This is a genomic window from Rummeliibacillus sp. NPDC094406 (assembly GCF_044763875.1).
GTDB lineage: Bacteria > Bacillota > Bacilli > Bacillales_A > Planococcaceae > Rummeliibacillus.
In genome coordinates this window covers 236205-250101 of record NZ_JBIWGZ010000001.1, presented here as the reverse complement: position 1 = coordinate 250101, position 13897 = coordinate 236205, and the positions used below count along the sequence as shown (strand labels likewise).

Here is a 13897-nt window from a genome sequence, read left to right as displayed (position 1 = left end):
ATCGTAACATGTGGTAAATTAGAATTAAAATACAGATTTTATTGTTAAAAGATACAAAAAAAGTATATAACAGTTTCTCCGAGGCTACTGAAAAAATCAAAATACATTATTCTTTTTGCTCTAGGAGCTAGAAGAGTTATCTGTGACGAGTAATCGTAAGAGCAATCTTTACGTGCGGGAAAGCTTGCCAGAGAAACCCCACAGCGAGGAGGCTCGTCGGTTCGACCGCGAAAAGCGAAGCTGATTCCATTTCTCGGCATTGTATATTCGTAATGTAAAAATTTGAAATTAAATCGTTTTTCAGTGCCCTCGTTTTTCTTAGTGTCTATTTTTTTAACAAACAAAGGGGGATTTGTATGGATATAAAACAACTATATTATTTTTGTACAATTGTAGAAGAAGGACAAATAACAAAAGCTGCAGCTAGGCTACATATGGCACAACCTCCTCTTAGTCAACAATTAAAACAATTAGAAAATGAATTAGATGTTGTACTTTTTGAAAGACAAGGTCGTAAGCTATTGCTCACGGATTCCGGAAAATCTCTTTATGAAAACGCACAAAAAATTCTTGCGGATCTTGAAGATATCAAAACTAAGGTAAAAGAAATGAATGCGGGAATTCGCGGAAAACTATCGATTGGTGTTAGTAAAACGTGCTTTTCTTATTTACCGGAACGAATTCAATATTTCCGTGCTGAATATCCTGAAGTTCATTTTCATATTATAGAAGGTGATACTGCTTATATTTCTGATTTATTAGTAAATCGTAGTATAGAAGTAGCCATTACCAGATTTCCAATCGAACAAGAAAATATAGAAATGAAAGTGTTTAAAAGTGAACCTTATATATTAATCATCCCCAAAACATGGAAGCATCTAGTATCAAATAAAACTAAAATTGCACTCAAAGAAATTAAACAGTTACCATTAATGCTTTTACATCGTATTCATGGAGCTGGTCAATTTGAAATTATTACTAACGCATTCAAAGATCAACAACTTAATCCCAACATCATACTCGAATGTCCAGATGTTAGTATTTTATTTTTATTAGTAAACTCTGAAATTGGCGCAACAATCGTTCCAAAAGGTGCTATAAAGAATCAATCATATGATAATATTCATATCATTGAAATTGAAGATGCAAATATACATTCAGAATCAGGCGTTATTTGGTTAAAAGATCGCCATTTATCAAAATGCACACAATTATTTATCGATTCATTTGTATAAATGAAAAAGCTGTTTTCGATAGAAAACAGCTTTTTTAATATACTAATAGTATTAATGATTTACAACTCCACCAACATCACTACCTGTTTGCGCCTTCACTAAAATTTCATCATAATTATCAGGTTGTTTTACAACTTTTCTATTACCAATAATTGTTCCAATGTAACAAGCTAAAAAGCCCAGAGGAATAGAAACAATGCCAGGTGATGCTAATGGGAAAATTGGCTTCCCAACGAAAAGTGCTTGACCCTCGACTGGACTCCAAAAGTTAGGACCAATGACAACAAGCAAAATTGTCCCAAATAAACCCACAAGCATCCCCGTGATTGCACCAGTTTTATTAAATTTCCGCCAATAGATTGTCATTAATATAACTGGTAAATTGGAACTTGCAGCTAATGTCATTGCAAGCGTCGAAAGAAACGCCACATTGAATTGTTGTAAAAATAGTGAAAATACAATAGCAATCGCGGTTATAGCAATTGATGCGATCCGAACCATAAACATTTGCTGTTTTTCTGTTGCTTTCCCATTTTTGAAAATCTCATTATATAAATCATGAGAAAATGCAGTTGCCCCTGTAATAACAATACCCGCAACAACAGCTAAAATAGTTGCAAATGATACTGCTGAAACAAATGCAAACATAAATCCTCCACCTAACACTTGTGCTAATAGAGGTGCTGCCATATTACCTGCAGGATTTGCTTCGATAATCTTACCTGTACCAACAAGTTTAGTTGCAGCAAGACCTAAGAATATTACCATCACATGGAATAAGCCCATAAGCCACATTAACCATACAACTGATTTTCTAGCAGTTTTACCATCTGGAACTGTTAAGAATCGAACCAATACATGTGGTAATCCAGCTGTACCTAATAATAATCCTAGCGTTAATGATATACCATCTAGACTACTCTTATACTTGATACCTGGGTTTAAGAAGTTTTCGCCAAATGGAGTTGCCGTCTTTGCTTCTGTAAAAACGCTAAGGAAATTAAAATTAAATTGGAACATTGCTAATATAAATAGTACAACCGTCCCACCGATTAATAATATAGCTTTTATTATTTGAACCCAGCTCGTTGCTGTCATACCGCCAAATAATACAAAAAGAAGCATGGTGATGCCAACAAATATAACAGACGTATTATATGGAATCCCCAGTAAAAGTTTAAAAAGTGCTCCAGCTGCTACTAATTGACCTAACATATAAAATATGGAAATTACAATCGTGTTAATAGCCGTTACCCCACGTACTTGCTTATAACGATAACGCGCAGTAATCATATCACCGAGGGTATATTTCCCCAAGTTTCTCAGAGGTTCTGCCACTAAAAACAAAATTACTAAAAATGATATAAGTGCTGGATACATTAAGAAGAATCCGTCATATCCATTTAAAGAAAATGCTCCGATTAACCCTAAAAATGTAGAAGCTGACATAAAATCCCCAGCTAAAGCTAAACCATTTTGCCTAGCTGTTAATCCCCCTCCAGCGGTATAAAAAGAACCTGCTGTTTTGGTCTTTTTAGAAGCATAATACGTAACAAATAATGTCATGAGTGTAATCCCAGCAAACATAGTAATAATGCTTATATTCATCTTATACCTCCTGATTCTCTAGGATATTTTTTGCTTCTTTATCGAAATAGTCAGCTTTCTTAAGATAAATACTACAAACGATAAATGACATAGGAATCATAGAAATACCATAGATCCAAGCCCATGAAATTTCACCTATTACTTTTGCATTCAAGAAATTCGTGGTAAGTGCTAGATATGGTAATAATAATGCATATAACATAAAAAAAATTGTATATGAAACCGTAAATACTGTTTTTTCCTTACACATCTTAATAAAATGTTCTGACTTTACAATTGAAGAGTAATCAAAGGTTGTTTTGTTATCTGAATATTCAGTACTTTTTGTAGATGGTTGTTCAACCAATACTTTTTCATCCGTTTGAATCATCCACTTCATCCCCTTTTCATTATTCAGTTGTATCCCCTTTTTAAACGAAACTGTAGTCTTGATTACACCCCTCCCAATTGTAAGCCCTTACTTTTGAGCTTTTTCAGTCATACTACCAAAGTATCAAGACAATGAATAATACTAAAAATGTATCGTTTAGATATGAAAAAGATATTTTATGTACTTTGTCAATTGTCTTATATTTATTTTAATAACTATTTTTTCCACAATCAATCAATTTCGTACAAAGGAGTGAAGAATGTGAGTACACTATTTGTAAAATATCAGGGCACTGCTCAACTGCAAACAATCAAGAAAGATGATTTGCAAGAAATTCCGGTAGATTTTCCAATTAAGGGTACTGTATACGGTACATTACTAAACTATCAAGATGAAATTAATAAATTAAAACCAGAGTTTTCAGCTGCTCCATATAATGAGCCACCAAAATCCCCAATTCTTTATATTAAACCAAGCAACACATTTAATGCACATCAGCACATTATTCCATTACCAGATGGAGTCAGTGAAGTTCAAGCAAATGGATCACTAGCAATTGTTATTAAAAAAGATGCTTATAAAATAAAAAAAGAGCAATATGAAAAGTATATTTTAGGATTTACCATTGCAAATGATATTACCATTCCACACGAAAATTATTACCGTCCAGCAATTTCCCAAAAATCTCGTGATGGATTCTGTCCAATTGGCCCATACATTATAAGTACGGATGCTATTAATAATCCTAATAATTTAATCATATCTACCTATGTAAATGGTGAATTAAAACAGCAGTTTTCTACCCGTGAGTTGGTTCGCTCTATTGGTCAACTTCTCGAAGATGTAACTGATTTTATGACATTATCTGCAGGGGATGTATTGTTAACTGGTATACCGAATAATCCACCACTCGTACGCAGTGGTGATTCGGTTTCTATTACAATAAATGAAATTGGTACGCTCACAAACCATATTAAAGCATTAAATGAAAGTTATGAGAAAGGAGAAAATATATGAAGCATGCGATTGTAGCATATAAAGGAAGCATTCATAATGCAGTGGAGGAAAATGGTGCTTTACGCTTAGCTTCCGGTCAGCTTGTCTCAGAAAATGATGTCGTATGGTTACCCCCTGTTACATCTCAAACTATTTTTGCACTTGGTTTAAACTACGCTGATCATGCGGCAGAATTATCATTTAATGCACCCAAAGAACCTCTTGTGTTTTTAAAAGGTCCAAATACGATAATCGGCCACAATAGTGAATCAGTTCGTCCAGATGATGTAACATTTATGCATTACGAATGTGAATTGGCTGTTGTCATCGGAAAGTCTGGCAAAAATATTAAGCAAGAAGATGCCTATGATTACGTCTCCGGTTATACCGTTTGTAATGATTATGCAATACGAGATTATTTAGAAAACTACTATCGTCCAAATTTACGAGTTAAAAATCGTGATTCCTTAACGCCACTTGGTCCTTGGCTTGTTGATAAAGAAGATATTACAAATCCAATGGACTTAGCAATCAAAACTTATGTAAACGGTAAGCTTGTACAACTAGGATCTACAAAAGATATGATTTTTAGTATCCCAGTCTTGATTGAATATCTAAGTAGTATTATGACTTTAAACGAAAATGACATTATTTTAACAGGTACCCCTAAAGGTTCTGTGGATACGAAAGTTGGAGACCATGTCGTTACTGAAATTGAAGGGATTGGAGCCCTCCATAACACAATCATTGCTAGCCCTGTTGCTGTAAAATCATAGAAAGGTGGGAGTCTTTCAATGCCACATTTTATCGTAGAATATACGGATAATATCGCCGACCAAGCAAATATTCGAGATCTTCTAAAAAAAGCAAATGAAATATTAATATCAAAATCTACCTTATTCCCAACTGGTGGTATACGATCACGAGCAATTCAATTGCAAGATTATTATGTTGCCGATGGCTCTGAGGATTTTGCTTTTGTACATGCCACATTAAAGATTGGCGCAGGTAGAAATCCCGAAGATAAACAAAAGACTTGTGAAGACTTATTCAATATGATGAAGGTACATTTTAATACGATTTATAACCAACGTTACTTCGCTTTATCTTTAGAGCTATATGAGTTTAGTGAAGCAGGCACATATAAGTTTAATAATATACATCAAAAATTTAAAGCAAAAAATCTATAAGGCAGTTTAATGAATCCTTCTCTAAAAAAAGCAATCGCATAGCTGAAAATTCAGCTTTGTGATTGCCTTTTTGTCGTTTATTTAAATTCTTATTTCTTTTGAACAGTAATTGTCCATGATGCTTCGCTAAGTTGTTCATAATTTGTAACTTTATGACCTTCTTCAGCAGCCCATCTTGGAATACTTTCTGTTGCTTGTGTGCAGTCAAAGTTAATGATTAAATCTTCACCTGATTTAATTTCTTCAATTGCGTTTTTTGCTTCTACTAATGGGAATGGACAAACTTGCCCCATTGTTTCTAATACTTTTGCCATTTTACATTCCTCCTAATGTACTGATACTGTACTTACAGCTTGTTTAGCAGCTGCTTGTTTTTTTACTCTCGGTCTTACAAAGATAAAGTAAGATGCTGTCCACACACCTAAAATCATAAATGCCAGTGAAATCCAGCCTTGCCATGTCATCATTGCTGTACTTACAAGACCATTACCAATTGTACAACCGCCTGCTAAACTTGCTCCGATACCCATGAAGATACCGCCAAATAGACTTGAAACGATTGTTTTTACATCTGGCACACGTAATCGAAATTCATTGCTAGCTTTAGCCGCAATAAATGAACCCACGAAAATACCTAAAACTAAGAATACTCCCCAGTTTAAATAAGATATATCTCCAATTACTAAATATTGCACAATATTTGCTGATGGAGTAGTAACCCCTAAACCAGCATTACGCCCAGTTGCTTCACTTAATGGCCATGCGATAATTGCAATGATTCCCACTAGTGATGCTGTGAAAAATGGATGCCAGCGACGCTCAAATAATAAATGTGCAATTCCAGTTTTCTTAGGTTTTAAGGATGGAATAACAACTTTTGGCTTTCTTGCTTCTCGGATCATGATTATTGCTACAATTGAAACCAAAATAACAATAAATACCCATACATTCAAACCAAAAGTTGCTGGAATTGAGTTATTGTGAACTTGAATAGATGACAATCTCTCATTTGCTGGTAATAGCACCCCAGATTTCATAATAGCGCTTGTAATCATATAGAAAATAAGTGCAATCCAACTACCAATCATTCCTTCTGCTGCTCGATACCAAGTTCCTGTTGCACAACCACCAGCAAGTACAATCCCTATACCGAAGATAAATGATCCAAGAACAACGGCAACCCAAGAAAAAGTTCCGGCTTCATATTGTAACAATCCAAATTGAATTAACGCATATACACCCACACTTTGAATAACAATAGCTAATAAAAGTGCATTAAACATTCGATTATCTTTTGCCAGATACATATCACGGAATCCACCTGTTAAACAGAATCTGCCCCTTTGTAAAACGAATCCTAATGCAGCTCCGCAAAGTAAACCGGTAATAATCATTAATATCATTTACTCACCTCATTTTTATTCTTAGTAAACTTATATGTATTCATTATATTCATGTATACTGTAATAAGCAATAACGATTTCAAACCAAATCAATAGGATTAGTTGTTTATATAAAATAAAAACCCAATACACACTTTAAATATGTGTATTGGGTTTTATAGTTAGTATTTTTTGAGTTAGAGAATAAATAAATCAGGCCATGTTTGCTTCCATTTTTTTGTTTTTATACGTTGTTGATAAATTTTATGTAATTCCTTATCTACCGCAAAATATGGTGTCGGCTCTATTCTTTTAGAGAATAATACATCAATACCATATGGAGCCATAATTTGTATTTTTTCGTTCGTCATTTTTGCTCCGATTGCAGTAGGAATTTCAGGGAAATGTGCAATACCATCCATTGAAGATGTGTACGGTTTTGAATGATTTTTTTAATGCATTCTAGCTTGATTTTTCACTGACCAAGGTTCATCAGGCATCATATTAAGTAAATCACTTTCCAACTTTTTTTCCACTTCTTCAGCTAGATTAGATGGATCAAAATAAATTACATCAATATCATTTAACTGTGTTCTTTCTGAATAATTATGCACTACATCCCACACTTTATTTCGAAGAAATCCAGCACAAACCCAGCAATCAGGCAAATTTAGTTTTTCAACCGCTTTCAAAATTTTCAGCATCCAAGCATCCTTTTGAATCATGTCTAGTAATTCTGCTTCCCTTTTATTCGACAATACAGTAGCATTCCTTTCCCGATTCATCCGAAATCATATTTTCTTATACATCGACCATTCATCAACAAATCGACCATCAATATTTAACGAATCAATTCGCATTCCTTCTTTTATAAATCCCATTTTTTCATATAGTTTAATTGCGGTCTCATTTGTTTCAATAACTGTCAATTCTAATCTAGTAAAATGTTTTCCTTGAATCCATTTAAATACTTTTTGGAATAATTTTGTTCCAATACCCATTCCTCTTGAATGTTCTGAAACTCCTATAACAATACGACCAATATGTTTGTTTCTCTGCAAATCTCCAGCAAATATACCTATATAGCCAAGCAGTTCATCATTTCTTTCAGCAACAAAAAAAGCAGAACGAGGATCATTTTTAAATTTAATTATAATATTTCTTTGTTTTTCGACAGTAGTTTTTCTCTCACCAGGACTAAACAACATATTATTGGATTCATCAACTTCGCATAGTAACTTCAAAAAAGCCTCTGCATCTTGTTCTTCAACTTCTCGAATGATCATTTTATATACCTTCTTTCACCCTTATTTATATTTACTTAATATAATTAGATTTCAAACCGTTTTGTAATTATCTGTGCCACTTCATCTGGAGATAAATTTGAATTGTTAATCTTCAAATAATTTTCTTGTCTGATTTCACCTTCTTTGGAATTCAATCTATATTGTTCTATACTGCTTAGCAGGTGCGCTTCAGATTGAGTAATATTTCTCTTTGTTGGTTTATGCTCAAGTCTATTTGCTGATACATTTCGTTTTAGTCTTTCTTCAACATCTGCTTCTAATTCTACAAAGTAAATTTCTGCTCCATTCGAGCTGAAAATATCACATATTTTCTCAATAAAACCCCAATCTTCTTTTAGATCAAATGCCCAAACAAATGTAAAAATCATACCGAATTGATCACTCTGTGAAAATGATTTAAAAATTTCTTCTCTAAATTGAGTTGTTAATCTCCACATTTCTGGAGTAAATCCAAAAAACGGTTCTAACAAATCAATTGTCATATGATTATGGAATAGCTTTAACTGTGTAATTTTCTCTAGCTCTTGTCCAACAGTCATCTTTCCTACTGCCTGTGGACCAAATAGTAAAACAAGTTTCATACTATACACCTCATTTCGAAAGAGACATAATATTTCCCATAATATTACTCTCTTGGATGTAAAAACACAATATAGTTTTCGAAATAATATAAAAGATGATTACTGTTCAGTTCAGTAATCATCTTTTGTTCAATTGAATCCTTTATTTAGTGATAAATTTTACTATTGACGGAACAAGATCGTCATGCAACGGTAATTTTGGATTCGTATAAGTAGCAATATTCCCCGCTTTATCAGCCGGAGCATTTTTTAATACATGATTCATCCCATCTATGTATACTAATTTTGCATTATTTTTTCCCGCTTTTAAAGCCTGTGCATCTTTCTCAGATACCTGTAAATCATTTGTGCCTTGAATAATAAAAACAGGAGACTTTACATCCTGAATACTTTTTGACGGATCATATTTCAGCCATGACATTAAATAGGGTTGTACAGAAGGTCTAAATAATGCTTGAAGCTCTGTTGATACATTTTGGACGGGTTGCCCATTTTTTAATGAACTTAAGATATCTTTTGTTTCTGTCATTAATGCAGGTGTTAATTGTCCTTCTAATTGTTCTAATAACAGCTCATCTGCAGGTCTACCGGCACCTGCAAGCGATATAAATGAAGCTATATCTGCATTCTTTGCTGCAAGCATACCTATTAATGAACCTTCACTATGTCCGATAATGTAAATTTCTTTGAATTGCTGATTTGATTTTATATATGCCATGATTTTCAACACATCATCTACATATTGTTCTATTGATAAATCTTCTTCCTTTTTAATTAAAGAAATATTCTCGCCAATCCCACGTTTATCATATCGAATGGAAGCGATACCCTCGTCTGCAAGACCTTCAGCTAACATTTTCAAACTATCATTTTTACCCATTCCAGCAGTATTACCATCTTTATCTGTTGCGCCTGATCCTGAAATAATAATCGCTACTGGGTATGATTTTTCGTTTTTAGTAGGTTTTTGCAACGCTGATTTCAGTTGTCCATTTTCAACTGGAATCGAAAGCTCATTATACAATAATGGCTGTTCTTCAAATGGCTTTAATTTAAACGCAAAAGTTTGGCCATTCTGTATCAACGTCCCTTCAATAATATCTTTCTTTAGTTCTCCTAAGATTTTAATTTTGGAACCTTGTAAATTTATCATGATATCTACTTTGTTTCCATCATAAGTAATACTTTCAAAAGGATAATTCTTTAATCCTTGTACTGGGACAGATAAAGATCCTTCATTTGAATCTAACTTCAAATTAATCGTCAATGGTGATTGAGGTATTTCAATATCCCCTGCCCATTCACCTAAAAATTTTTCATCCATCTTTCCCCCCTCCTTTTTTACTTCATCTTTTGATCCACAAGCAGTTAACAAAATTACCATAACAAGTAAAAACCATAATTTTTTCATATTCTCCCCCTAAAATCTTTATTTTTACTTATATAAATTGAACTCTTAATCATTATACCAAATAAACAATATTTTCCCTTATATAGTAATATATATAAAACATTAACCAGAAATATTCCAGTGTGCTATCATCTTAATATTTATGCAACAAACTCTCATTCAAGAACTTCTACTAATTTCATCCATTTGCTTGAATACCAGCTTAATACCGAGCTAGGTAAAGTAGCGGAACGTTTGAAATCTACTACAAATGATAAAAGTAAATGAAAAAATATACGGTGCTTTCATCAGTAAACTTCTAAAAATAGTTTCATATATAAAAAGGTGCTAATTGGCCATTTTTCACCAATCAACACCTTTTTTCTATTTTATTAAGCAATGCATCGCTGCTTCTGCTTTATCCCATGGCACCGGATAACCTTTTCCTTTTGCACAAAAAATGCTTGATGATGTGTATTCTGAATCTGCATTTTTGTTATATCCAATATTCTCAATTACTTCTTCTGTGTTATGGCAAGAATCATAGCCACTAAAGGTTAAAGAAAGTGCACCTTTCCCATTTGTATATGCTGCAAATGTGGTACTGTAATTCATAAAAGTAGAAACAGGTGCTCGACCTTTAATAATTACTTTTTCTTCTATTATACTAGGTGCTTCAAATTCCCCGCTTGCCTGTTGAATATCTGTCATCATGCGCCCAACAAACTCACTTGAAGCTTTCATTTTAAATGTATAATAAGGTTCTAAAAGTCTATTTTCAGCTTGTTCAAGACCTTGTCGAATGGCACGATATGTTGCTTCCCTGAAATCGCCACCTTCAGTATGCTTAATATGGGCTCGGCCAGTGACGAGAGTAAATTTAATATCTGTTATCGGAAATCCAGTTAAAAGCCCATGATGTTCTCTTTCAAAAATGTGCTGTTCAATTAATCGTTGGTGTCCTACTGATAAATCATCTGCATGACACATATTTTCAAATAAGATTCCAGTACCTTTTTTAGCTGGTTCCATGCGTAAATGCACTTCAGCATAATGCTTCAAAGGCTCAAAATGTCCATATCCTGTTACTGAATTATCGATTGTTTCCATATATAAAATTTGAGGGTTATCAAAATGAATTTGAAGTCCAAATCGTTCCTTTACAACTTCGACGAGCACTTCTAATTGAATAACACCCATAACATGGACATGAATTTCTTGGAATTTCTCGCTCCATAAAACATGCAGTGAAGGGTCTTCAGCATCCAGTAGTCTGAAATTAGCTAATACATCTTTTATATGTTCAGTTCCATCATTGACCACTTTGGATTGTAATGTAGGTACGAGTTCAAAGATTTGTTTAATTTCAGGATCAGTTCCTCCGATTACATCTCCAATTGTGGCTTGAGTGATGCCTGTTACTGCAAAAATTTCTCCAGCTGTTACTTCTTTCACAACCTCATATTGTTCCCCATTATATAGGCGAATCTCTGTTACTTTTTCAGAAATCTCACCAAAATGTAGTTCATCACGAACCTTTAACTTTCCTGTCATAGCCTTCATAAATGTAAATCTCTGTTTTTTATCATCATGCCGAATCTTAAAAACTTTTGCAGTAAAAGGAGCTTCACTATTAAAATTCGTTTGAGTTAGAGTCATAATCTGCTCAAAAAATTCAATGACCCCAATATCTTTTAATGCTGAGCCTTCAGCACAGGGGAATACCTCTCCTTTTATAATTAACTGTTGAAATTTTTGAAGAAACTGTTGATTATTTATATCTTGTTCCATATATTTTTCGAATAGTTCTTCATCTCTTTCAGCAATAAATTCAAGTATTTGATCTGAAATCGAATGGTCCGCTAGTTGATTTGTAATAGAAATAATGTTCTGTGATAATTCCTGCTGCATTTCTTCAATTACTCCAGCAACATTCGCACCCTCACGATCAGTTTTATTGATAAAAATAAAAGTAGGAATATTATATTTTCTAAGAAGTTGCCAAACTGTTTCTGTATGGCCCTCGACACCATCCACTGCACTGACAACAACGATTGCGTAATCCAATATTTGAATCGCTCTTTCCATTTCAGGAGAAAAATCGACATGCCCTGGTGTATCGATAATTGTATATGTATCATCCCCGATTACGATACGACCTTGCTCAGCAAAAACGGTAATCCCTCGTTCTCGTTCTATTGCATGATTATCTAAAAATGCATCTTTGTGATCGACACGTCCACGTTCTTTTATACTATTTGTATGATAGAGCAATTGTTCAGAAAAAGTAGTTTTCCCTGCGTCAACATGTGCTAAAACACCAATTGTTTTAAACATAATGATTTCCTCATTTCTTACATCCATTACAACTATTATAGCAAATCATCATAGATACTTATGTAATTGGGCATGAAAAACCGCTGAAAGATATTGAATTCTACTCAGCGGTAAACTATTATTTTGTAGCAAATTGAACAGAATTCTTTGGATTTTTATCAAAAATTTAATTTAAAAACACGCTTGATGATTATCCAGATTTCCCTATAAAAAATGTATGATCAACCGATTTCCGCTACGGATTGCTCGCTTTCCTGCGGGCGTGCGCTGAGCCGCTTCCTTCGCTACGCTACGTGCAGGGTCTCAGCTACCACGCTTTTCCCGCGGGAGTCGAGCAATCCTCCGCTACAATCAATAAACAATGAAATTCAAGCACCTTGAAAGTTAGATTTCAGAAGAATATTCTTCCTACTTTATACTAATCTACACGCTTGATGTATAAACTCTTTTGATACAATGTTCAACTTTCTAAATTATGAATCCACATGGCTACTATAACTATTAATGAATTCATTATTCCCATTCATATGGTGTTTCTTGGTAAACATAGTAGTTTAACCAATTTGAAAATAATAGATGTGTATGTGAACGCCATATATTTAATGGTGTTTTTGTAGGATCATCATTCGGGAAGTAATGTTCTGGAACGGCAATATCTAAACCCTTTGCAACATCTCGTTCGTATTCTTCCTTCAATGTGTCTGCATCATATTCTAAATGTCCAGTCACCATTATTAATTTTTCATCGTTTGAAATGGCCATAAATAGCCCTGCTTCATCTGAAGCTGATAATACAGTTAAATCTGGATGTGCTTCAACTTCTTCAAGCGAAACGGAAGTGTTCCGTGAATGGGGTGCTGTAAATACATCATTAAAACCTCTTAACAATTTGATTGTTGAATCATTCACAGTATGTTGATAAATTCCCGAACATTTTTCTGGTAATGGAAACTTTCCAATTCCAAAGTGATGATAAAGCGCTGCTTGTGCCCCCCAACAGATATGCAATACGGAGGTAACATTTGATTTTGACCAATCCATTATCGCTTGAATCTCATCCCAAAAGTCGACGTCTTCAAATTCCATTAGTTCGATTGGTGCCCCGGTAATAATAAGACCATCAAATCTTCGATGTTTTACTTCTTCATAAGTTGTGTAGAATGTTTCTAAATGAGATTTGCTAACATTTTTTGATTCATGTGTTGCAGTGTTTAAAAACGTAACATTTGTTTGTAAAGGTGTGTTTCCTAGTAATCTAAGAAGCTGTAATTCTGTTTTCTCTTTTTGAGGCATTAAATTTAAGATTGCAATATTTAAAGGACGTATATTTTGGCTATTTGAACGATCCTCATCCATTACGAAGATTTTTTCTTTCTTTAAAAGTTCTGTGGCAGGTAGATCTTTTGGAATATTAATTGGCATTCGTGAACACTCCTTTTCATAATAAAATAAAAACCTCTTTTCTATGATAAGAAAAGAGGTTTAAAATCTGGGCTTCTTT

13 protein-coding genes and 1 pseudogene are annotated in these 13897 nt (G+C 33.7%); 4 read left to right on the top strand and 10 right to left on the bottom strand.

Features of this window, described 5'->3' with window-relative positions; genetic code table 11:
* Window positions 1-356: 356 nt before the first annotated feature.
* Entirely contained in the window at window positions 357-1235 is an 879-nt protein-coding gene (locus tag ACIQ4I_RS01160) for a LysR family transcriptional regulator (protein ID WP_403092041.1), read from the top strand.
* Window positions 1236-1286: 51 nt separating this feature from the next.
* Here the strand turns inward: ACIQ4I_RS01160 and ACIQ4I_RS01155 are convergent, their stop codons facing one another.
* Together ACIQ4I_RS01155 and ACIQ4I_RS01150 are read right to left on the bottom strand one after the other, a co-directional pair.
* Window positions 1287-2843, bottom strand: a complete 1557-nt coding sequence (locus ACIQ4I_RS01155) for a solute symporter family protein (RefSeq protein ID WP_403092039.1) — start codon at window positions 2841-2843, stop codon at window positions 1287-1289.
* 1 nt (window position 2844) lies between these two features.
* Window positions 2845-3213 carry a DUF485 domain-containing protein gene (locus tag ACIQ4I_RS01150; RefSeq protein ID WP_403092037.1) on the bottom strand — a complete coding sequence of 123 codons (369 nt, stop codon included), beginning with the start codon at window positions 3211-3213 and terminating at the stop codon, window positions 2845-2847.
* Window positions 3214-3474: 261 nt separating this feature from the next.
* Between ACIQ4I_RS01150 and ACIQ4I_RS01145 the strand changes: the two genes are divergently transcribed.
* Genes ACIQ4I_RS01145 through ACIQ4I_RS01135 form a run of 3 tightly spaced genes read left to right on the top strand, consistent with a single transcriptional unit; the run spans window position 3475 to window position 5399 of the window.
* Window positions 3475-4230: a fumarylacetoacetate hydrolase family protein gene (locus ACIQ4I_RS01145; RefSeq protein WP_403092036.1), complete on the top strand. Its 756-nt coding sequence runs from the start codon at window positions 3475-3477 to the stop codon at window positions 4228-4230.
* Window positions 4227-4985, top strand: a complete 759-nt coding sequence (locus tag ACIQ4I_RS01140; RefSeq protein WP_403092034.1) for a fumarylacetoacetate hydrolase family protein — start codon at window positions 4227-4229, stop codon at window positions 4983-4985. Before ACIQ4I_RS01145 ends, ACIQ4I_RS01140 begins: the two co-directional genes overlap by 4 nt.
* 18 nt (window positions 4986-5003) lie before the next feature.
* Entirely contained in the window at window positions 5004-5399 is a 396-nt protein-coding gene (locus ACIQ4I_RS01135) for a 5-carboxymethyl-2-hydroxymuconate Delta-isomerase (RefSeq protein WP_403092031.1), read from the top strand.
* An 89-nt stretch (window positions 5400-5488) separates the two neighbouring features.
* On the opposite strand, the gene ACIQ4I_RS01130 is transcribed toward ACIQ4I_RS01135, so the two are convergent.
* From ACIQ4I_RS01130 to metA, 8 genes and pseudogenes are all read right to left on the bottom strand, one after another.
* Entirely contained in the window at window positions 5489-5713 is a 225-nt protein-coding gene (locus ACIQ4I_RS01130) for a sulfurtransferase TusA family protein (protein ID WP_403092027.1), read from the bottom strand.
* A gap of 12 nt (window positions 5714-5725) precedes the next feature.
* Window positions 5726-6802, bottom strand: coding sequence for a YeeE/YedE thiosulfate transporter family protein (locus ACIQ4I_RS01125; protein WP_403092026.1), 1077 nt, complete (start codon window positions 6800-6802; stop codon window positions 5726-5728).
* A gap of 176 nt (window positions 6803-6978) precedes the next feature.
* A pseudogene (locus tag ACIQ4I_RS01120) lies at window positions 6979-7485 on the bottom strand (nucleotidyltransferase family protein).
* An 87-nt stretch (window positions 7486-7572) separates the two neighbouring features.
* The gene (locus ACIQ4I_RS01115; RefSeq protein WP_403092024.1) at window positions 7573-8067 is read right to left on the bottom strand and encodes a GNAT family N-acetyltransferase; all 495 of its coding nucleotides are present in this window, start codon (window positions 8065-8067) and stop codon (window positions 7573-7575) included.
* A 44-nt stretch (window positions 8068-8111) separates the two neighbouring features.
* The gene (locus ACIQ4I_RS01110; protein ID WP_403092022.1) at window positions 8112-8669 is read right to left on the bottom strand and encodes an AAA family ATPase; all 558 of its coding nucleotides are present in this window, start codon (window positions 8667-8669) and stop codon (window positions 8112-8114) included.
* A gap of 142 nt (window positions 8670-8811) precedes the next feature.
* Window positions 8812-10080, bottom strand: a complete 1269-nt coding sequence (locus tag ACIQ4I_RS01105; protein ID WP_403092020.1) for an alpha/beta hydrolase — start codon at window positions 10078-10080, stop codon at window positions 8812-8814.
* Between the two features lie 363 nt (window positions 10081-10443).
* On the bottom strand, window positions 10444-12396 hold the full coding sequence (locus tag ACIQ4I_RS01100; protein ID WP_403092018.1) for a GTP-binding protein: 1953 nt from the start codon (window positions 12394-12396) through the stop codon (window positions 10444-10446).
* A 513-nt stretch (window positions 12397-12909) separates the two neighbouring features.
* Window positions 12910-13818 (bottom strand): homoserine O-acetyltransferase MetA, encoded by a 909-nt coding sequence (metA, locus tag ACIQ4I_RS01095; protein ID WP_403092016.1) that lies wholly within the window; start codon window positions 13816-13818, stop codon window positions 12910-12912.
* Window positions 13819-13897: the final 79 nt, after the last annotated feature.